Genomic DNA, 22117 nt, shown 5'->3' with positions numbered 1-22117 from the left:
AAAGGTTATAAAAATGCCAAAATAATTTCATAATTTTATTGTATAATTATTATTGTAATTATCTTGGAAGGAGATGAAATTATTAAGACATTAACATGACCAAAAATTTTAATGTTTATTGGCGCAGCTTGAATTATTATTATTGGCATTTTATTTGCTGCTGGCGTTCCAACAAAAACTTCAATTTACGGATGAGACACAAGTTGACCAGTTCTTTTGATTTTAGGAATTTTGTATATTTTGGTTCCGCTATCAGTTAAACCAGGCTTTTGATCATTATTATGAGCACTTGCCATTGCTAGTTTAGCAGTAATTTTCATAGTTGGATTTTTTGTAAAAGCAGATTATCAATCACCCTGAACCTATTTAGGGGCCGTTCCTAATCTTTTTATTGGAGTTGGAGCATTAGGGTGGATTTTTGTTCACGAGTAAAAATTTAATGCTATTAAGAAATGATATTAAAATTATTTTAATATCATTTTTTATTTAATATGTAAATTGTGGAAGCAAATCAAATAATACTTTAGTCTCAATAATTAATTTATTAAATAGTCGATTTTGTAGTAATAATTTGTAGTAATAAATTAAAAAGAACAAAATCGTCTTTTTATTTTTCTTGTTCAAGTTCTTGATTTTGTTCTGTTTGATTAAATTCTTTATAAATTTTTTGAATATCTTTTATTCTTTGTTGTTTTGCAATTGGATTAGTTTATGCTGCAGGATTATTAATGCTGTTTGTTGACATGCGTGGTTGGATTGGAACAAGTATACCATTTTATCAATCATTTTTTGTAATTCTGCTTGTCCTGTTTGTGGTGAAGAAATTTGGTGTTTTTTTCCTTCTCTTGAAGCGTCTGTAGCAATTGAACTTCACTCATTTACTACATTTTCATTAATTCCCATTTGTTTTCAATTTTTTGTTATATTTTTACAAGTAGAAGTTGCTATTTTTTCAGATTCTTTTTTATTAAAACCAAGTGTTGTAAAAAAGTGAATTAGTCAAGAAAAGTAGACTAATAAAAAATGACTAAAGGTTTAGGTTCCTGTATTCAACAGGACTTAGACCTTTTAATTTTTATTGTGGTCTAAAATTATTATAAAAATAAATTTACTTAGGTAAATTACTTATAATTCATTTTGTAGTTCTCTTTTTTCTTGAAATTTGATTTAAAAATTCACTTTTCATTGTACCAAATCATGATTTAGTATGGACATTATCATATGGATTACCTCGTTTAGACATTGATATTTTAATTCCTAAATAATTGCAAAGTCTTTGATAATTTTAATTTGTGTAATGAAATCCTTGATCAGATTGTAAAATTCATGTTTTAGGTTTACCAGCTTTTATTCAAGCATTAATAATATTTTTTAAAACAAAATTAGTACCTAAATTATTACTAATTTGATAGTCCAAAATTTGGTTATTATGAAAATCTTTGACAATTGATAAATAATAAGTTTTTTTATTAGTTAGCAAATATGTAATATTGGTTCCTAGTTTTTGATTAAGTTCAGTAGTCCTAAAGTTTTGACTCAATAAATTTTCATATCGAAAAGGCCCAGATTAAAGTTTATATTTGAATTTTTTAATTCTTTGAACAGATTTTAGATTTAAATATTTCATATATCTATATACCATATGAGCTTTTAAAGATAAATTATAGATTTTATTAATTATTAAAGTTAACATTTTATAACCATAAATTTTATTAAATTTAAAAAATGATATTTTAATTAATTTAGCTAATTTTGAATCTCACTTATTAAATTTTTGCATACCGTTGTTAAATCACTTATAATATCCTTATTTAGAAATATTTAAAATATGAGTTAAATATTTAATCGTGTATTTTTTCTTCAAGGACCAAACCGCTCAAAATTTCATTTTATTCGATTTGGTTAAATACTTTTTTATATCTTGTATCATTTCTATATATTTAATTAGTTCCTCTTTACTCATACTATTAAAATCAATAGTTTTAGGTCGGCCTGGTCTGCGAATTTCCTTTGACTGAGGATCCTTTCCAGGAATTAAATTATCTTCATTTGTGATTTTAATTCATCTGCTTAAAGTTTCCTTTGCAATAGTAAATTTTTTTATTGTATTCATATACACATTTTTATGATAGTATTTAATAATTTTTATTTTTTCTTCTTTTGTGTATCATTTTCCCATAATAAAAGAACATCTCCTAATAAAATATTACACTCTTTTTAAGAGTTTACTTTATTATAGATGTTCAAAGAATTAAGACCTTTTTAATTGATTTATATATTTTTTTCAGCTGATTTTTCATTTCTGATGTAAATTCCATATTAAAATTTCCTTATTATTTTAATTAATTAATTAATTAAGCCATTTATTTTAAAAATATAATATTTTTAAAATCATTTACAATACTTACCTTATAATGTTTATTTAAAATTAACAATATTTTTTAATTAATAATTGCTTTTATTTAATTTTTTATTTGTTATTTTTTGTTTTAAAATAAAGTGTCAATATCTAGCTAAAATTTCGTAAATTTATTTAATTGATAATTGTTTCATAGTATATCTTTCAGTTCATGGATGATTTGATTTGGGTTTATGAGCTTTAGATTTTGGTAATGTTTTTTCTGTATTTTTAACTGTTGGAATATATTCTAATAGATTATAAATTTTGTTTTCATACTTAAGATACAATGTTTTATCAAATGCATTAATTATTGTAACATTATTGTAACATTTGTTTTTGAATTAAAAACTTTTAGTTTTTTATTATCATAAGTTAAGCACTTTTTATTTGCATAACTAATTGATGATCCATTATCTGTTCTTATTGTTGAAGTTATTGATAAAAGTAAATTAATTTTGTCACTTTCTGGTGCATCAACGAAAGCAGAATTGTTATAATCAATGGGAAGAGCAAAGTGTTTATTGAATTTAGGTAGAAATTCTTTTAAGAACTTATTTGCTTCTTCAAGAGTAGTTACTTTTGCAAGACCTAATTCATTTTTTAGACGATCTTGTAAAGTACCTCATAACTGTTCAATTCGACCTTTTGTTTGAGGAATTGAAGTAGTTATGATTTCGACACCTAATTCATTACAGCATCTGCTGAATTGAGTAAATGTGTCTTTTTCTTCGTTTTTACTATTATTTTTTTGATAAGTAAAAATTGTTCGCTTATCTGTATAAAATGTCATAGGAATACCATAGTTTTTTAAAATTTGATATAAAACATTATAATAACCATTTAAGGTTTCTTGATAATCAAAATATAATCCAACAACTGTATTTGTTGTATCATCAATAGCACCATGTAAAAATATTTTAGGATGATTTATTCCTAGTCATAAATGTTTACTAGCATCAGCTTGTAATAATTCCCCAAAATATTTGCGGCGTTCTCTTAAAGGATGTGATTTATCTTTTTTTTCTTAATTTCTGTTTTCTAGGAGATTTTATTTGATTTAGAGACATTAAGTTGTACAAAACTGAATAAGAAATTTTTATTTTTTCATTTTCAAGTAATTTTTCTTTAAAATGTATAAAATTAAAATCAATATATTTAGTTTTGTAAAAATTAAGAATATTTTCACAAATTTCTGGTTTTGTTTTGTTATATGCTGTTATACCATGTGAATGATGGGCAAAGGAAGTCATATTTTGTGTATCATAAATTTTCATTAATTTTTCAATTCTACGAATAGACAAATCTAAAATTTTAGCAGCACGTTTTTTTGTTATTTCATTATTAATAACTTTTCCAGTAGTTTTATATTTATGTTTTTCTGTCATTGTTAATTTTCTTTCCGTAGCTATCACCAAATTAATAATATAAATAATTGCGAAATTTTTGCTAGATAACTATTACTAAATTATCACAAGATAAGGACATTTGTTTTAAAATAAAGTTGTTTTTTTATTTTTTTATTGTTATAATTAATTAGGCATTTATTCTATTATATAGAGTATGCTTAAATGTGGTAGTAATGTTAACATTACGTTTGGACCACAGCGAGAATTTAATTAAAAGGAGGAAATTGCTCGTGGCAAAAATTACAAGAATTGCAAAATTAGAATTTCAAGCAGGACAAGCAAAACCAGGGCCAGAATTAGCTTCATTAGGAATTAATATGCCTCAATTTTGTACACAGTTCAATGATGCAACAAAAGAACGAATGGGTGATGTCGTTCCAGTTGTTATTACTGCTTTTGATGATAAGACATTTAAATTTGAATTAAAAACAACACCAGCCGCAATTTTATTAAAAAAAGCAGCAAAAATCCAAAAGGGGTCAGCAAAGGCAAAAGATGAGAAAGTAGCAACGATTTCAGTTGATGAAGTTCGTAAAATTGCGGAATATAAACTTATTGATTTAAACGCAAATGATGTTGAAGCAGCAATAAATATTATTGAGGGAACTGCTCGTAATATGGGGATAGTTGTTCAAGGTATGCCAAGTAAGAAGGAAAAAAACTAAGGATGGCAAAATTTGGTAAAAAATATAACAAAGCTGCTGAATTAGTTGACAAAAATAAGGTATACCCAATTGTAGAAGCAATTGAATTAGCAAAACAAACTGCAACAACAAAGTTTGACTCAACCGTTGAAGTTGCCTTTAATCTAAATGTTGATCCACGTCATGCTGACCAACAAATTCGTGGAGCTGTTGTGTTACCAAAAGGAACAGGAAAAACACAACGAATCTTAGTTTTAACAAATAGCAAGGAAGCTGATGCTAAAGCAGCGGGTGCTGATTTTGTTGGTGGTAAAGATTTAATTGAAAAAATTCAAAAAGAAAATTGATTTGATTATGATGTTATCATTGCAACACCAGATATTATGGCAGAATTAGGGAAAATTGGGAAATTATTAGGACCAAAAGGATTAATGCCAAACCCTAAAACAGGAACAGTTACTCCAGATGTTGCTAAAGCAATTGGTGATGTTAAAAAAGGAAAAGTTGAATACCGTGTTGATAAAAATGGAAACATTCATTCAATTATCGGTAAAGCATCATACAAAGTTGAAGCTTTAAAAGCTAATTATGATGTAATTTATGAAACAATTCGTAAGGCAAAACCAGCAGCTGTTAAAGGAACATATATTAAAAATATTGCTATAACAACAACAATGGGACCAGGAATTAAAGTTTTAATTGAATTATAATTAATATAAAAAAGGAAAAGATTAACAACTGTTAATCTTTTCCTTTTTTTGTTTCTTTTTAGTTCTTAATGAAAATAATGCTAAATAACTAACTAAAGTTGAAATACCATAAATCCAAATGCCTGAAAAGATTACTAATAACGGTGCTAAAACTGGATGAAGATAGGGGTTTAAAATTTTATAACTATTTCATCACATTATTCTTCCATCTGTTGGAACATAACCATGGTATTCAATATATATCACTAGTCTAGTCTAGTTCATGAAAATACAATATATAAAATTGGTAATATTAAACTAAAGTAATTAATTCTTTTAATAAAATATTTAAAATCTTGTTGCTCATAATATGAAAAAATACCAAATAAAATAAATGTAATAATTGGTGTTATAAAGTGAATGTTAATTGTAATAATGTTTTTTAAAAGTGAATTTGTAAAAATAAATCCTTTTCCAAGAAATAATTGTTTAATAACATCTGGACAAAAGACAATAACAATAACAATTGAATATGTTGCTAAAAAAATACAATTAAAAATAAATTTTTTAAACTCTGAAGGTTCATTTTTATATCCTAACCTTGCAAGAAAAACTATGGCATAAATTACGCAATATAAGGTATACCAATTTGTAAAAGCAACAAATAATCATGCAATTAATTGATCAATTGTGTTTTCACTATGTCCATTTTTATTTGGTTTAAAATAATCATAATTAAGCATTCTATCACATAAATCTATGATAACACCAGAGATAGGCACAATAATTAAGAGAGCTATTAAAGTTATAATTTATTTTTAAATTTTTACTATACTTTGATAATTTATACATTTGCGCTTCTTTATATATTAGATTTTATATAACTTATTGTAACATTATATCATAATTACAGATTAAACTACTATGTAAAACAAAAATTAAATATTTTATATTTCTAATTTTAAAATAGTTTCTTCTTAAAGGTTTAATTCTTGAATTTACCAAAATTTTTCATTTTTTATGTTATTATTTTTAGAAATTGATTATAATATTAATAGTAGAAAAAGTACACTAGGCATTATTTAAAAAACTATGAAATGAAAAAATACAATGCATTTATATTTACAAGCCAATGTTGGTGCAGCAGTCGTTGATACTTTAAAAGTACGGGGTTTTTGAAGTGCAATTATTGCAACAATGTTTGTATTTTTTTAGGTTAGTTTTTAACAAAACGTGCAACCTTTAAAAAAGATTGAGAAACTGCTCTAATTAAAATTGTAATGGTTGTTGGATTACCATGTTTAGCATTTGATGGTTTTATGGCTGATACAACAGTTGAACAAGTTAAAACACAAGCAGCGATTTTATTAGTCGGATTTTTATTCTATATTATTTTAGGAATTGTAGCAAAATATTTTTATATTAAATATGAGCAGGATGTTCGTGATGCGTTAGCAATGTGTACGGTTTTTGCATCAACCACTTTCTTTGGAATTCCAGTTGTTACCGCTTTATTTGAAGCCGGACAAGCAACATTACCAGCTAATATCTTTAATATTCCTTATCGAGTATTTTTATATTCACTAGGATTTATTGTTATGAGCAAACCAACGCAAGGACAATTAGCAACTATAGCCGAAACAAAAACAGAAACAATTGTTGATGCAAAAATAGATCCAACTGGGTATGCTCAAGTAAAAACTGAAATACGAGCTAAAAAAATGGCAACCGTTAAGGCAAATTTAAAACAAATTTTTGTTAATCCAATCTTAATTGAAACAATTATTGGATTTATCTTTTGAGTAACACAATTAATTCCAGGAATTGAAATTGTTCCTGATCAAAATAAAATTGGTAGTGGTCGGTTATTCTCACCATTACGATTAGATAATACTTTCCCACCATTATTTAAAATAACAAAAACATTAGAAGGATTATGTACCCCATTAGCATGATTAGCAATTGGGATGACTTTAGCAAAAGGAAAATTGCGTGAAGCAATGCAAGATAAAAAAGTCTGATATGGAATGATTATGAAAGTTATTCTAACACCAATTATTGGATTAGTTTTAGCAATTATTTTTGCTGTAACTGGAAAAGAAACAGGAGTATGAAAATTAAATTCAGTTGGTTTAACTGTTATTGTCATTATGTTGGCTGCACCGCCAGCATCTGTTATTGTGGCATATTCAATAGGATATAAAAAACAACCAATGTTAGCAAGTAATTTAACATTAGTTTCAACTTTATTTTCAATTATTTCGTTACCATTTTGAGTAATTATTACTACAGCAATTGGAGCAACTTCATTATTTACATAAACTTTATTATTACATGCTTAGGAGAAAATAAGAATGAATATAAAAATTAAAATGGTTTTTTATGACGTTCGGAAAACCGAACGACCATTTTTTGAAAAACTAAATGAAAAATATGGTTATGATTTACCTTTAATTGAAGAATATTTAACAAAAGCACATGAATTAGGGTTTAAAATGGCTTATGTTCCAGGATATTCGCCTAATGCAGTTAGCGAATTAGCGGTAGCAATGGGAAATGATTTTTTACGTAATTTATTTTATATGGATAATAATGAACGTAAAACAAATTTTAAAGTTGATGATTTTATGTTTGCAAAAGAAATTCGTAATTCTACAATTGGAATTATTGGAACTAGTCGAATTGGTTTTGAAGCAGCAAAAGCTTGACACGGAATGGGAGATAAAGTATTAGGATACGATATTTATGAAAACGATAGTGTTCGAACAGTTTTAACATATACTGATTTAAATACTTTGCTGAAAGAATCAGACTTAGTTTCATTACATTGCCCATATATTAAAGAACAAAATCATTATTTTGTTAATAAAGAATTTATAGCACAAATGAAACCAGGGTCAGTGTTAATTAATGCAGCGCGTGGACAACTAATGGATAGTGAGGCAGTTTATGAAGTTGTTAAGTCAAATAACTTAAAAGGTGTTGGATTAGATGTATTAGAAAATGAAGGTGATGTTTTTTTCAAGATTTTAATGAAAATATAACACCAGATAATATTACAAATAAATTACTTACCTTATATCCACGAGTAATTATTACACCGCATATAGGATCTTATACTGATGAAGCTGTCAAAAATATGATTGAAACAATATATGAAAATTTAAAAGAAATTTTAGCAAATGGTGAATCAAAAAATAAAATATAAAATAAATTTTTAAAAAGTAGAGTAAACTCTACTTTTTATTATTTAAAATAACTTTTAATAAAAAAATAACAAAATAAATAAAATTATTGTATAATTTATTTAGTAAAAAACTATGATTTCTATTTATTTTTTTATTTTATATTAACTAATAAAAATTGTGGGGTGACAAAAAAAGAAATGCGAGGTATATTTTGTCATGCAAGAAAATGGACAGCAAATAATTTGTGATGAATGTCAGTTTAAATTTAAATCTTTTTATAGACAATGAAAATTAAATAATAATAACAATAAGTTATTTATTTTTCGTGTACAAAAAAAGCATCAAACATTAAGTAAAAATGTTGATTTGAGTGAATTATAATTCCAGACTATGCTTTTGTTTGTAATTCAACTTGGTTTGCTCTTTATAGTATTAAAAAAATTCAACGAATGAGAACCAATACAATAAGAAATTTAAATTTCAAACAAGGTACTTTATTAATTGAATTTTATTGATATCGGATTTTTATTAACGGAATTATGCAAACTCGTTGATATAATTTTCCACGAGTATAATATGAGATGTTTTTTAATTTGTAAACTGTAAATGCAAGTGTAATAAATCTATTGATTTAGTAATAACAGATACTTTAAAAATGATATAAAATTTTAGAGAGTTAACTATGAACATAAATGAAAGGAATGAATATAGATATGAATAAATTACTAAATTTGTTAAGTACAATAACAATTAGTGTAATGTTCATGCCATTTGTAATTGCTGAAAGTTTCTATCAATCACAAAATATTAGAAATAAAACCCACAGCCTAGCCCATCGCGAATTTCGCTATCAACTGTAATTACAAACCCTGACTTAGGAGAATTATCCAATGAATAATTCCAAAACAATTCTGGCTAGATTAAGGGAGTGCAACCCGAATGTAAACATAGAAGATATAAAATTATCTCATAGTTATTATGATCATACTTATTTTTATTTTCATATTTCTGCAAAACCAAATTCTCAATACTTTGGCTGAGAAATTGTTAATTTTTCTATTTTTCAAAAAAATCCATATTAACTGTAATTACAAACCATGACTTAGGAAAACTACCCAATAATGACTGCGAAACAATTCTGGCTAGATTAAGGGAACGCAACCCGAGCGTAGATATAAAACAAATAATAGTGACTTTTGTTAGTTACAATCAAGATGGCAGTCAATCATGAAAAATTAGTCTCCGTTTAAATTCAATTTATTATGGCTCAAATAATATTCGTTCTGCAAACAATTATGAAATTTGAAATAACTAAAATAAAAAGAAAATTTCTTAGTAGAATTTTAACATAATTTTTTATCTCTACTTTATTTTAGGTGTTCATTTCTGAATTGATTTGCTGCACTTGCATTTACAGTTTACAATTTTCTAAAATGAACAAAGATAAAATAATTACTTAAGTTTGTTGCTTATTTATAGAAAATAATGTTTTATAACAAAAAGTCTAGTTAAAATGCAACAATTTTTCAGTTTTCGGTATATAATAAAAATAGTTTTAGTAGAAAGAGAAGTGAGGATTTTTTATTATGTCAAAAAAACTGCATGGGATAGGTGCTAGTAATGGAATTGCGATTGCCAAAGTTTTTAAGTTAGAAGAACCAAAATATGAAATTTCGAATAATACGGTTTCTGATTCAGCAAAAGAAATTAAAATACTAGAAGCAGCAATGCAAAATGCAAACACAGATATTGAAAAACTACAAAAGATTGCCTTAGAAAAATTAGGGGCAGAAAAAGCAGCAATTTTTGAAGCACATAAGGAAATTTTGCGTGACCCAGCAATGATTGATGAAGCAAAAAATATTATTATTAAGAGTAATAACAATAATGCAGCATATGCAATTCATACTGTTGCTCAAAAGTTTATTACAATGTTTGCAAGTATGGATGATCCATATTTTAAAGAACGTGCAGCAGATGTTAAAGATGTAACTGATCGTTTAATTAAGTATATTTTAAATGTTCCGGTATTAGATTTAGCAACTATTCATGAAGAAGTTATTATTGTTGCTGAAGATTTAACACCTTCACAAACAGCACAGCTAAATCCTAAATTTGTTAAAGGATTTAGCTGTGATATGGGAGGGCGTACTAGCCATGCTGCAATTATGGCCCGTAGTTTAGAAATTCCAGCCGTATTAGGATTAAAAGATATTACGAAACAAGCAAATCATCATGAATTAGTTATGATTAATGGGACAACAGGAGAAGTTATCTTAAATCCAATGTCAACAGAGGTTAAAACTTGGACAGCAGAAAAAGAAAAATTTTTACAATTACAACAAGAATTATTGGGATTTAAATATAAGCCAACGGTTTCAAAAGATGGATATCAAAAATTTGTTTTAGAAGGAAATATTGGAGCGCCAAAAGATGTTCAAGGTGTTTTGGATAATGGTGGTCAAGGAATTGGTTTATTTAGAAGCGAGTTCTTATATATGAATAATGACCATTTCCCAACTGAAGATGAGCAGTATGAAGCTTATAAAGGTGTCTTAGAAGGAATGCAAGGACGCCCAGTTATTATTCGAACATTAGATATTGGTGGCGATAAAAAATTATCGTATTTTAAATTTCCAGAAGAAATGAACCCATTTTTAGGATATCGTGCAATTCGTCTTTGTTTAGATAAAACAGATGTTTTTCGAACACAATTACGTGCTTTATTACGTGCAAGTGTTCATGGCAAAATCGGAATTATGTTTCCAATGATTGCAACAATTGATGAATTTAATTCTGCAAAAAAAATTACCTTAGAAGAAAAAGCAACTTTAATTAAAGAAGGACATAAAGTTGCAGATAATATTGAAATTGGAATGATGATGGAAATTCCAGCAGCAGCAATGTTAGCTGATCAGTTTGCAAAACACGCTGATTTCTTTTCAATTGGAACCAATGATTTAATTCAATATACAATGGCAGCTGATCGAATGAGCCAATTTGTGGCGTATTTATATCAACCATATAATCCATCTGTTTTACGCTTAATTAAAACAATTATTAACGGTGCCCATAAAGAAGGAAAATGGGTTGGAATGTGTGGCGAAATGGCTGGAGAAGAGCAAGCAATTCCGCTTTTAATGGGAATGAAATTAGATTACTTTTCAATGTCTGCAACAAGTATTTTAAATGCTCGTCGAATTATTAGTAAATTAGAAGTTTCGGCAATGGAAAAATTAGTAACAGAAGCATTAGAATGCCAAACAGCTGATGAAGTTTTAGCTTTAGTTGAAAAAAGTACAAAAAATGCTTTAAAGGCCTAAATTTTTGATAAAATAACACTATATAGTGTTTTTTTTTATTAAAATAGGTGGTTTAAATGATAAATCTAAATAGTCATGCAATAATTGATCTTCCGTTACCAGTTTTAATTACTTTAGTTGTTGCTTTTGCAGTATTATCAATTATTAGTGGGGTTTGATATTGAAGACAATGGCTTAAAACACGGCATAATTCTAAAAATGATAATTTTACAGTTAAACAGAAGTTAACAATTCGAGCTGCTTTTCAAAAAAATAAGTATTTAATTTTATTTTTATTATGTTTCTTTTGCTTAATTGGTTCTGTTCTGGTCTTAATTAAACAAGTAGTTGGTTTCCCATTGTTTTAAAAATAGCACATAAATTTAATAATTTTATAGTATACTAAATATAGATGACAAAGTTGTCTGCTTAATAAAAAAAGGAGAAGAAAAGATGGGATTATTTAGTAAAAAACCAAAAGAACTTGAAATAATTGCCCCTGTAGATGGTGAAGTTATTGCTTTAGATAAAGTTGAAGATGAAGTATTTTCACAAAAAATGTTAGGTGAGGGTTTAGCAATTAAACCAAGTGCTGGTAATTTTATTGCTCCAATTGCTGGAAAATTAATTACCGTTTTTCCGACAGGTCATGCTTATGGAATTAAAAGTAATAATGGTGTTGAAATGTTATTACATATTGGAATGGATACAGTTTCATTAAATGGAAAAGGATTTGATATTCAAGTAAAACAAGATGATAATATTAAACAAGGAGATTTATTATGTAATGTTGATTTAACTGTTTTAAAAGCTGAAAATGTACCAAGTTTAGATACGCCAATTGTTTTTACACCAGAAACAATTAGCGGTAAAACAATTAATATTGTTAAAACAGGAAATGTTAAACAAGGAGAAATTATTGCTGTTATTAAATAGGAAATAATTTTAAACTAATAAGTGATTTATAAAGTAGAAATCACTTTTATTTTTGCTTTATAAGGTATATTCTGGAGTGTTTTTGCTATAATTGTTAAGAAAGGAAAAAGGTCAAATGGTAAAAATAGTTTTAATTGCGATTGTTTTTTTCTTATATTATTACTGAGTCTTTTCTTCAACAGGAGCAATTTTAGCCGAATTTTTAAAAATTCGAACTAAAAATATTTATTTTGGAATGATTATGGGTTTTTTCTTTTATTTTGCTGTTATTTCTTTTTTGCTAATTCCATTAGAATTTATTCCTAATTTACGTTATATTATTTTAGTTTATTCATTATTGTCAATTAATATTTTATATTCATTATTTTTGTTATTATTTATTCGTTATTGATTTAATATTAATTTATGGGATTGAAATCACGCCATTTTTTTTGTTGCGTTTGGTGTTTTTATGACATTATACTATGCTAAAAATTATTTTATTGCTCCTTCAGGTTCAAACATTACTAATAGTTATATTTTAAGTTTTTACTTTTTTGATTCAGCTGATAATAATATTATTTTTAAATTAAATCCAAATGTTACCGTTGCTAAAGCTCAAGCTTTAGCAACATTATCTTGATTTACGAATGTTTCAGTTTGGTTTGTGATGACTGGGATTGATCCAAATGATATTATTTGAAATTTACTAAATATTTTAGATGCAATGTTATTTGCTTCAATTTTTGTAACATTATTGAGTAATTTTGCTAATAAAAAAAGTAATAGTTTTTTAATTGGTTCTTTATCGCTCCTTGTTTTATCTGCTTCAAAATTGTTAATTTACTATTTTGGATATGATTCATGGCATCAGCAAAATATGCTAACTGGTCTATTTTTTGTCACTTTTATTTTAATGACAATTTACACAAATGAAGAATATCGTAGCCGTAATATGCCATGAATTATTGGTATTATTTTTGCAAGTTATATTACCTTTGAATGAGATGCATCATATATTATGTTATTTATTATTTATGTTTCAACATGAATTAGTATGTTAAAATATAAAACTAATTTCTTAAAAGATATGGTGAAGTTTACCTTATTTTCAACGTTATGTTTTATTTTCTACAATGCGCAAATAAAAAATATTTTATTAATTTTTATTTTTTTAGGATTATTTTTGTTAATGATAATTTTATCATTTTTGTTATATCGTAATTATTCACGAGTACATGATATTGAAATAATGATGTATCTTGGGCAAAAAAAATTATTATTTGTTGTACCAATTATTTTTACCCTAATTTCATTGGTCATTGTTTTAGCAACGAGGGAAAATAATTTAAATTTCTGAACATTAGAAACAATTGCATCAGCCTTATCTGTACAGTTAGAATTGGGACGTTGAGAACCATGAACAAATATTGTCTTTTTAATTATTTCCTTTGTCTTTTTAGGGTTAGCTTTAATTTGATTATTGTTTTTTGAACGAATTCCTAATTTTGTTGCAAAAACCCCAATTAATATGCTATCAATTTTAACAGTGACTTTCTTTAATCCGTTAGTTGGGCGTTTTTTAATTTTAATTTTTAATGAACAGGCTTTATTAAACAATGCTACGGTTTTTATTGTTGCTTTATTAGTTGCCTTAAATATTAGTGTTTATGCATTGAAAATTAAGCCATTTAAAAAATGGCATTTCAAAAAACCAACACCCCCCCCACATTACAACAAGAATCTAAAAATAATAAAATAAAGGAAGATATTATGACTTTTGAGCAAGCAAAAAAACGTAGTTTAGTGTTAAAAGAACAATTAGAAAAATGAAATTATGAATATTATGTTAATGATAACCCTAGTGTTAGTGACCAAGAATATGATCGAGCATTGCAAGAATTAATTGCAATTGAACAGCAATATAGTGAATTAATTACAATTGATTCACCAACGCAACGTGTTTCTGGCCAAATTAGTGAAAAGTTTAATAAATATGTTCATACAAGTCCAATGCTAAGTTTAGGAAACGCGTTTAATTATGATGATTTAATTCATTTTGATGAGCAAATTAAAGAATTTACTGCTTTGCCAGAAATTGAATATACTTGTGAATTAAAAATTGATGGATTATCAATTTCATTAGTTTATGATAATCATGTTTTAGTGATGGGGGCAACTCGGGGAGATGGTCTTACCGGTGAAGATGTTACTATTAATATTAAACAAATTAAATCGATTCCCCTTCGAATTGACCAACCAACTTTAATTGTTCGGGGAGAAGTTTATTTATCAGTTGAAGAGTTTAATAAGATTAATGAAGAACGTGTTAAAAATGGTGAATTTAAATTTGCTAATCCTCGAAATGCAGCAGCAGGCACTTTACGTCAATTAGATTCAAAAATTGTTGCAAAACGAAAGTTAAATGCATTTTTATATTATTATGTTAATGCTTTACAGGATGGGATTCAATCACAATACGAAGCATTACAAAGATTAGAACAATTGAAATTTAAAATAAATCATGAATATCGTTATTGTTCAAATATTGCAGCAGTGTGAGCATATATTCAAGAATATGAGCCAAAACGTAATCAGTTAGGTTATGAAATTGATGGAATTGTGATTAAAGTTAATAACTTAAATTTATATAATCGTATTGGTTATACTGCTAAAAATCCAAAATGAGCAATCGCTTATAAATTTCCAGCGGAAGTTGTGGTTACTAAATTGCTTAATATTTTTCCTTCCGTTGGGAGAACGGGGCGCATTACTTATAATGCTGTTCTTGAACCAATTCGTATTGTAGGAACAATCGTACGAGCTGCAACACTACATAATGCTGATTTTATTACTGAACGTGATATTCGGATTGGTGATAATGTCCAAGTTAAAAAAGCGGGGGATATTATTCCAGAAGTAATTAATTATGTTGCAGCTCGTCGCCAAAAAAATGCTCAGAAGTGACAAGAAGCAACGCATTGCCCAGAATGTAATTCTTTATTAGAACGTGTTGAAGGGGAGGTTGACCAGTATTGCATTAATTCTGTTTGTCCGAAAAAAATTACACGTGGATTAGAACATTATTGTTCACGAAATGCGATGAATATTGAAGGAATTAGTGAAAAAATAATTGAACGATTATTTAAATTAGAATATTTAAAAAGTTTTAGTGATTTATATCAATTAGAACAATACCGCGCTGAAATTATTGAATTAGAAAATTTTGGTGAAAAATCGTTTGAAAATATGATTACTTCAATTAATAATTCAAAAAATAATTCCTTAGAACGATTATTATTTGCGTTAGGAATTCGTCATGTTGGTCAAAAAACAGCAAAATTATTAGCACGACAATTTAAAACAATTGATAATTTAGCTGCGATGAATATTGAACAATTATCAATTATTAATGATATTGGTCCAATTGTAGCAGCTAGTGTTGTGGATTATTTTGCAATTCCAGCTAACCAACAAGAACTGGCTTTATTACGCCAAAATGGGGTTAAAATGGAGTATTTTGCTACTAATCAGCATTTAGCACAGAAGTTTGAAAATTATCGGTTTGTGATTACTGGAGTCTTATCAAAATCACGAGAATACTTTAAAGAATTAATTGAAAGTTATGGTGGACAAGTTTCTGAAAGTGTTAGTGCAAAAACCACTTATTTACTGGCGGGAACTGATGCTGGTAATAAATTAGTAAAAGCACAAAAATTAAATGTTAAAATTATTAATGAAGAAGAATTTCAACAATTATTAAGTAAGGAGGACTAAGATGGCACGAATTACAAAAGAAGTGTTACAGATGTTAGCACATGATATTATGCTAGATTTACAAGATGAGGAACTAACTAATTTAAGTCAAGAATTTGATGTTATTTTAAAGCAAATGGATTTAGTACAAAAAATTAATACAACTAATGTTCATTCAATTCATTTTCCATTTGACTTAACAGTTGACTATTTGCGTGAGGATGATGAAATTGATGTTGCTCCACAAACTGAAATTTTAGCGGCAGCACCAAAAAAAATAGATGATTATATTGTAATTAATAAGGTGGTTAAATAAAATGACATATTATTCAATCAAAGAATTGCATCATCTTTTAGTTAGTAAAAAAATTAATCCATCGCAAATAGTCAAAGATGCTTTTACTAATTTAGCTAAATATCAGGTTTTAAATGCAACTGTAACAGAATTAGAAGTAGAAGCCACAGCTTTGGCAGCAAAGTTAGACCACCTTGTTGTTCCTAAAAATAATTATTTATTTGCACTACCATATTTTGCAAAAGATAATTTTGCAACAAAGGGAATTAAAACAACGGCGAGTTCAAAAATTTTAGAAAACTTTATTCCAAATTATGAATCAACGGTAACTAATATTTTAAAAGAAAACAATAGTATTTTATTAGGAAAAACAGCTTTAGATGAATTAGGAATGGGAGGGCATGGTTTATATGCCTTAACAGGAGATGTTTTAAATCCTTGGGATTTAACCCGGATTACTGGTGGTTCATCATCTGGCTCAGTAGCTTTGGTTGCAGCCGGAGTTGCTCCATTTGCGTTAGGAACAGATACAGGTGATTCAGTCCGAAAACCAGCTGGTTACTGTGGTTGTGTTGGTTTTAAACCAACTTATGGTTTAATTTCACGGTATGGTGTTTTCCCTTATGCACCATCATTAGATACTGTTGGATATTTTACCCGAACTGTTGAAGACAGTGCAATTGTTTTTGATTATTTAGCACAAGAAGATCGTAAGGATGCAACCTCATTAAAAAGCAAAGAGCAAGATTATTTTAAAAATTTATCATTAGAAAAAGTCAAAAAACAAAAATTTGCTTATTTAAAAAATGCGCATTCAATTCTTCCAGAAGAGATTAGAAATCATTTTGATCATTTATATGAACAATTAACAGCACGCGGCATTAGTGTTACAGCAATTGATTTTCCAGAAGATTTATTAAAAGCATTAATGCCAGTTTATATGGTGATTTCTTTTGCTGAAGCAGTAAGTAGTCATTCAATGTTGGATGGAATTAATTTTGGGACAAGAGTTAATGGGGATACTTATCGAGAAGTAATGATGAACTCACGAACTAATGGTTTTGGCCATGTTGTTAAACGTCGTTATGTTATTGGCTCTTATACTTTAACAAAAAATAACCAAACATTATTATTTTTAAAAGCAAAACGAGTAAGACGTTTAATTGTCAATGCTTTAAATAATGTTTTTATAAAATATGACATTTTATTATTACCAGCCGCATCAACAGTTGCTCCAAAAATTACAACTATTAAGGGTCAAATTTTAACAGAGGCAGAATTAGAAAATTATGTTGATGATTTATTAGTATTGGGTAATTTAATGGGTAATCCATCATTAACTGTTCCACTTGCTTTTGTTGATAAAATGCCAATTGGAATAAATGTTAATGCTGCACCTTTTGCTGATCAGAAAGTCTTTAATGCTAGTTTATTAATTGAGGAGATTGCTGGAATTAAAAATAAAGTGGCACCAAAAGGAGAAAACAATCATGGTTAATTTTGAAGTAGTAATTGGGATTGAAAATCATGTTGAATTAAAAACAAAGACAAAAATGTTTTCTTCTGGAGCAGTTAGTTATGGAGCTCAACCCAATAGTATGGTTAATCCGATGGATGCTGGATATCCGGGAGTAATGCCAACAGTTAATAAAAAAGGGGTTGAGTTAGCATTAATTGCTTGCCAATCACTTAATTTAACAATTGACCCAATTGTTCAATTTGATCGTAAAAATTATTATTATCCTGATTTAGCCAAGGGTTTTCAAATTACGCAGCAATATTATCCAATTGGTAAAAATGGATATTTAACCATTATTGATGAAAATGGTAAACCTTTTAAAGTAGAAATTGAACGATTACATATCGAAGAAGATACTGCCAAACAGTTACATGAGGAAGATTGAACATTATTAGATTATAATCGCGCTGGAATTGGTTTAATTGAAATCGTAACCCGCCCCGTTTTACGGTCAGCATTTCAAGTTCGTCAATATTTAGAAACTTTACGTGAGATTTTAGTTTATATCAAAGTTAGTGATGCTAAAATGAATGAGGGTTCATTACGATGTGATGTTAATATTTCGTTACGGCCAGTTGGCACGAAAACATTTGGTGATAAGGTTGAATTAAAAAACCTTAATTCAATTGCAAATGTTGAAAAGGCAATTGAATATGAAATTAAAAGACAAAGTGAACTTTTGTTAATAGGAAAAAGAATTGAACAAGAAACACGACGATTTGATGAAAAAACAAAAACAACAGTTTTAATGCGTCATAAAACTGATGCAATTGATTATAAGTATTTTTCTGAGCCAAATATTTTTCCAATTAAATTAGATCCAAATTGAATGGCAAAAGTTCTTAAAAATATGCCAGAATTACCAGCTGTCAAGCGGGAACGTTATTTATCAAAATTAAAGTTAAAGCCAGACGATATTGAAATTATTTTACAAGATTATACTTTAATGAATTTTTTTGAAGCAGCAATTAAGTTATCACCACATTATGAAATGATTGCGCATTATTTAATTGGTGATATTAGTGCTTATTTAAACCAAAAGGGATTAACAATAACTGAAACAGCATTAACACCACAAAATTTAGTTGAAATGATTATGTTAATTAATCAAAATGTAATTTCAAATAAGCAGGCTAAAACAGTGCTCCAACGAATTTTAAATGAAGATTGCCCCCCAACTAAAGTTGTTACTGAATTAGGATTAAAACAAATTAGTGATCCAGTTGAGATTAAAACAATTATTGAGCCAGTTTTTAATGCTAGTATAGCAATGTTAGAACAATATGAACAACGACCAGAACGAGTAATTAAGTTTTTTATGGGTGAATTAATGAAATTAACAAAAGGACAGGTTGCACCAGAAATTGGTCAACAAGTAGTTATTGAATTAATTATGGCAAAAGAAGGAAAATAAAAAAAGATGGTTATTTACCATCTTTTTCATATTCTTGGTCAATTTTTTGTAATTTAATTGTTAAATCATTAATTGCACTAATTTTAGCAATAAATAATAATTCATCATCTAATTTAATTGTTTCAACATCTCCGGGTAAAATAACGCGGCCTTTACGTTTAACATAAACAATATTATAATCTTTATTATTAATAAAACGTAATTCTGATAATGTTTGTCCTTCAATACTTGGATCAGTCACTTGAATAATTAATGATGCATAATTTTCATCAACAGTTTGCATTTCAATGTCAATATCAAACATTGCTTTAGTTGCAGTAATGCTTCCGGCCATTGTATCGGGTTGGATAATATTGTTAATTCCTAATGCTTTTAGAATTCGCGCATGACGAATATCTTTTACTTTCGCAATAATATTAGTAATTCCAAGGTCTTGCAACCCAATAATTGTTAAAATACTAGCTTCAATATTACTTGCGATTGTGATAATGACAGTATCATATTCGTCTAGTCCTTGTTCAATTAGATTTGTTTTAACTGTTGCATCTAATGCTACTCCATCAACTTGATCATAACTAGCAATCATATTATTAACCTTAGTTTGGTCAATATCAAAGACCATAATATGTTGTTTTCGCGCAATTAGTGTTTCAATTATTGAACGTCCAAAATTATTTAGTCCAATAATTGCAAAACTTTTTCTTCGTGCCATTCCGCCCCCCTTATTGCATCTTTAATTATACTATTTTTTTTATTATTAGCAATAATTCCTAACTTGTAGTATATAATAATATTAATGAAAGAGGGACACAAATGGTTTTTTTTCAATTATATTTCAAAAATATTTTTAAAAGAAAAAATGATAATAAACGACAACGTAATAATGATCCAACTGCACCATTAACACGTCGTCGTCATTGGTTACCCTTCTCAAAAATATCGGGAAGATTATTTTTAGTTTATATTTTAATTGTTCTTTTAGGAGGAATATTATTATCAATTCCCGGTTTTGTTCATAGTGGAGAACGAATGGTTCTTGATGGAAAAGGTAAAATTTTAGACCATTCAGTTACTTTTGCGTGAAATTATTTAATTGGTTTATTTACTGCTTCTAGTGCTTTTTCTGATACTGGGATTACCATTAGTAATCCAGCAGCGGATTATACTTTTTGGGGTCAATTAGTAATTTTAATTTTAATCCAAACAGGTGGTTTTGGAATTGTTACTTTTAAAATTATGATTTTTGTATGATTAGGGCGCCGAATTTCAATTAAAGATAAAATGCTAGTTCAAGGTGAACGAGGAAGTAGTAACTTTGGGCATACAATGGATTTAATTAAAAATAGTTTTATTTTTTTAATTATTTTGGAATGTTTTGGGGCAATTTTATTATTTTGTAATTTTTATTTTTCGGAATTATCAGTAGAAGGAAAATTCATGATTGATAATGTTACTTATCATAATTTTTGACGAAGTTTATGAAGTGGTGTTTTCCACTCAATTTCATCAATCAATAATGCTGGCTTTGATATTATTGGTAATTCATCATTAATGCCTTATAATACTAATTATTTTATTCAATTTGTGTTTTTATTTCAATTTATTATTGGTGGTTTAGGTTTTCCAACTTTTTACGATTTAAAACGAAAATTTGTCGCATTACGACGAAAAGAACATGTTAAATTTACCTTATTTACCAAAATTAATTTAATTACTTATATTGGTTTATCAATTGTTGGTGTTTTTAGTGTTTGATTAATTGAATTTACTAATATTAATACAATTATGCTTGAAACTGGACAGTATGTGGAAAGTATTTTACGAAATTCAAAATCAAATTGAAATGGATTTATGAATATTTTCTTTAATACAATGTCAACCAGAAATGCAGGTTATTCAACAGTTGAAATGAGTAACTTTTTACCAGGCTCACGAATTGTAATGTCAATTATGTTGTTTATTGGATCAGCACCATCTTCTACCGCGGGGGGGATTCGGACAACAACCTTAGCTGTTATTATCATTACAATTTGGTCTATTATTCGAAATAATAATAGTGTTAATGCTTTTAAACGGAAAATTCCAAATGAAACAGTAAAGCGGGCTTTGGCAGTTACTGTTATTTCAGGAGCTTTAATTGCAATTGCTATTATTTGTATTAGTGCTGAAAATCCTCATCTTGATGTTTTAAATACTTTCTTTACAATTTGTAGTGCATTTGGGACAACAGGATTAAGTACTTTAAATTTTACCGAACTATATAACATTGGTATTTTAAGTACTTTAATATTGATTTTATTAATGTTTATTGGGCAATTGGGAGTTTCTTCAACATTATTAGTTTCAATTCGTGGAAGTGGTGAAAAAGAGTATAGCTATGTTGAAGAAAATATTTTAATTGGATAGGTTGAAAAAAAATAATCTTTTTCTCTTGTTTAAAATGATATATTTTGTATAATATATAAGGTATCGCTACGGAACAGTACTCAAGTTGGTGAAGAGGGCACCCTGCTAAGGTGTTAGGTCGGGTAACCGGCGCGAGAGTTCGAGTCTCTCCTGTTCCGCCATTAAATTACATTTAACGAGAA

20 protein-coding genes, 1 tRNA gene and 2 pseudogenes are annotated in these 22117 nt (G+C 27.6%); 16 read left to right on the top strand and 7 right to left on the bottom strand.

Annotated features, from left to right (window positions below):
* Positions 1 to 111 precede the first annotated feature (111 nt).
* Positions 112 to 432 carry a hypothetical protein gene (locus SCITRI_RS08705; protein WP_237237948.1) on the top strand — a complete coding sequence of 107 codons (321 nt, stop codon included), beginning with the start codon at positions 112 to 114 and terminating at the stop codon, positions 430 to 432.
* A gap of 246 nt (positions 433 to 678) precedes the next feature.
* Here SCITRI_RS08705 and SCITRI_RS11870 read toward each other — a convergent pair whose 3' ends face one another.
* The 4 genes and pseudogenes from SCITRI_RS11870 to SCITRI_RS12610 form a co-directional block, all read right to left on the bottom strand.
* Positions 679 to 903, bottom strand: a complete 225-nt coding sequence (locus SCITRI_RS11870) for a hypothetical protein (protein WP_237237947.1) — start codon at positions 901 to 903, stop codon at positions 679 to 681.
* A 382-nt stretch (positions 904 to 1285) separates the two neighbouring features.
* A complete protein-coding gene (locus tag SCITRI_RS11865) occupies positions 1286 to 1540 on the bottom strand; it encodes a hypothetical protein (RefSeq protein WP_171283780.1) in 255 nt (84 codons plus the stop codon).
* Between the two features lie 267 nt (positions 1541 to 1807).
* Positions 1808 to 2179, bottom strand: a complete 372-nt coding sequence (locus SCITRI_RS11860; protein ID WP_171283779.1) for a hypothetical protein — start codon at positions 2177 to 2179, stop codon at positions 1808 to 1810.
* Between the two features lie 350 nt (positions 2180 to 2529).
* Positions 2530 to 3793: pseudogene (locus SCITRI_RS12610) on the bottom strand (ISNCY family transposase).
* 187 nt (positions 3794 to 3980) lie between these two features.
* Between SCITRI_RS12610 and rplK the strand changes: the two are divergent.
* Together rplK and rplA are read left to right on the top strand one after the other, a co-directional pair.
* Positions 3981 to 4472 carry a 50S ribosomal protein L11 gene (rplK, locus tag SCITRI_RS08680; RefSeq protein ID WP_374941389.1) on the top strand — a complete coding sequence of 164 codons (492 nt, stop codon included), beginning with the start codon at positions 3981 to 3983 and terminating at the stop codon, positions 4470 to 4472.
* Positions 4473 to 4474: 2 nt separating this feature from the next.
* On the top strand, positions 4475 to 5161 hold the full coding sequence (gene rplA / locus SCITRI_RS08675) for a 50S ribosomal protein L1 (protein ID WP_071937964.1): 687 nt from the start codon (positions 4475 to 4477) through the stop codon (positions 5159 to 5161).
* A gap of 21 nt (positions 5162 to 5182) precedes the next feature.
* Here rplA and SCITRI_RS11855 read toward each other — a convergent pair whose 3' ends face one another.
* Positions 5183 to 5359 (bottom strand): hypothetical protein, encoded by a 177-nt coding sequence (locus tag SCITRI_RS11855; RefSeq protein WP_237237946.1) that lies wholly within the window; start codon positions 5357 to 5359, stop codon positions 5183 to 5185.
* A gap of 47 nt (positions 5360 to 5406) precedes the next feature.
* Positions 5407 to 5922: a hypothetical protein gene (locus SCITRI_RS11850; protein WP_237237945.1), complete on the bottom strand. Its 516-nt coding sequence runs from the start codon at positions 5920 to 5922 to the stop codon at positions 5407 to 5409.
* Between the two features lie 498 nt (positions 5923 to 6420).
* Between SCITRI_RS11850 and SCITRI_RS08665 the strand changes: the two genes are divergently transcribed.
* The 11 genes and pseudogenes from SCITRI_RS08665 (at position 6421) to gatB (ending at position 19529) form a co-directional block, all read left to right on the top strand.
* Positions 6421 to 7461: an AEC family transporter gene (locus SCITRI_RS08665; RefSeq protein ID WP_237237944.1), complete on the top strand. Its 1041-nt coding sequence runs from the start codon at positions 6421 to 6423 to the stop codon at positions 7459 to 7461.
* 33 nt (positions 7462 to 7494) lie between these two features.
* A pseudogene (locus SCITRI_RS08660) lies at positions 7495 to 8348 on the top strand (NAD(P)-dependent oxidoreductase).
* Positions 8349 to 8544: 196 nt separating this feature from the next.
* Positions 8545 to 8709 (top strand): hypothetical protein, encoded by a 165-nt coding sequence (locus tag SCITRI_RS10390; RefSeq protein WP_155522156.1) that lies wholly within the window; start codon positions 8545 to 8547, stop codon positions 8707 to 8709.
* Between the two features lie 1205 nt (positions 8710 to 9914).
* On the top strand, positions 9915 to 11651 hold the full coding sequence (gene ptsP / locus SCITRI_RS08655; RefSeq protein WP_071937963.1) for a phosphoenolpyruvate--protein phosphotransferase: 1737 nt from the start codon (positions 9915 to 9917) through the stop codon (positions 11649 to 11651).
* 56 nt (positions 11652 to 11707) lie between these two features.
* Positions 11708 to 11998, top strand: coding sequence for a hypothetical protein (locus SCITRI_RS08650; protein ID WP_071937962.1), 291 nt, complete (start codon positions 11708 to 11710; stop codon positions 11996 to 11998).
* A gap of 85 nt (positions 11999 to 12083) precedes the next feature.
* Positions 12084 to 12566 carry a PTS sugar transporter subunit IIA gene (locus tag SCITRI_RS08645; RefSeq protein WP_071937961.1) on the top strand — a complete coding sequence of 161 codons (483 nt, stop codon included), beginning with the start codon at positions 12084 to 12086 and terminating at the stop codon, positions 12564 to 12566.
* 115 nt (positions 12567 to 12681) lie between these two features.
* Positions 12682 to 14307: a hypothetical protein gene (locus SCITRI_RS08640; protein ID WP_071937960.1), complete on the top strand. Its 1626-nt coding sequence runs from the start codon at positions 12682 to 12684 to the stop codon at positions 14305 to 14307.
* A gap of 11 nt (positions 14308 to 14318) precedes the next feature.
* Positions 14319 to 16322 (top strand): NAD-dependent DNA ligase LigA, encoded by a 2004-nt coding sequence (gene ligA, locus SCITRI_RS08635; RefSeq protein WP_071938068.1) that lies wholly within the window; start codon positions 14319 to 14321, stop codon positions 16320 to 16322.
* Position 16323: 1 nt separating this feature from the next.
* Entirely contained in the window at positions 16324 to 16617 is a 294-nt protein-coding gene (gatC, locus tag SCITRI_RS08630; RefSeq protein WP_071937959.1) for an Asp-tRNA(Asn)/Glu-tRNA(Gln) amidotransferase subunit GatC, read from the top strand.
* 1 nt (position 16618) lies between these two features.
* Positions 16619 to 18094 (top strand): amidase family protein, encoded by a 1476-nt coding sequence (locus SCITRI_RS08625; RefSeq protein ID WP_071937958.1) that lies wholly within the window; start codon positions 16619 to 16621, stop codon positions 18092 to 18094.
* Positions 18087 to 19529, top strand: a complete 1443-nt coding sequence (gene gatB / locus SCITRI_RS08620; RefSeq protein ID WP_071937957.1) for an Asp-tRNA(Asn)/Glu-tRNA(Gln) amidotransferase subunit GatB — start codon at positions 18087 to 18089, stop codon at positions 19527 to 19529. Before SCITRI_RS08625 ends, gatB begins: the two co-directional genes overlap by 8 nt.
* Positions 19530 to 19539: 10 nt before the next feature.
* Here gatB and SCITRI_RS08615 read toward each other — a convergent pair whose 3' ends face one another.
* Entirely contained in the window at positions 19540 to 20241 is a 702-nt protein-coding gene (locus SCITRI_RS08615; protein ID WP_071937956.1) for a potassium channel family protein, read from the bottom strand.
* A gap of 101 nt (positions 20242 to 20342) precedes the next feature.
* On the opposite strand from SCITRI_RS08615, the gene SCITRI_RS08610 reads away from it, so the two are divergent.
* Together SCITRI_RS08610 and SCITRI_RS08605 are read left to right on the top strand one after the other, a co-directional pair.
* The gene (locus tag SCITRI_RS08610) at positions 20343 to 21935 is read left to right on the top strand and encodes a potassium transporter TrkG (protein WP_071937955.1); all 1593 of its coding nucleotides are present in this window, start codon (positions 20343 to 20345) and stop codon (positions 21933 to 21935) included.
* A 70-nt stretch (positions 21936 to 22005) separates the two neighbouring features.
* Positions 22006 to 22096 (top strand) — tRNA-Ser (locus SCITRI_RS08605).
* The last annotated feature ends 21 nt before the right edge of the window (positions 22097 to 22117 follow it).

The sequence above is a fragment of the Spiroplasma citri genome, assembly GCF_001886855.1.
GTDB lineage: Bacteria > Bacillota_I > Bacilli_A > Mycoplasmatales > Mycoplasmataceae > Spiroplasma > Spiroplasma citri.
Note: the sequence above shows the minus strand (reverse complement) of the source record. Positions and strands in the feature narration are given on the sequence as shown.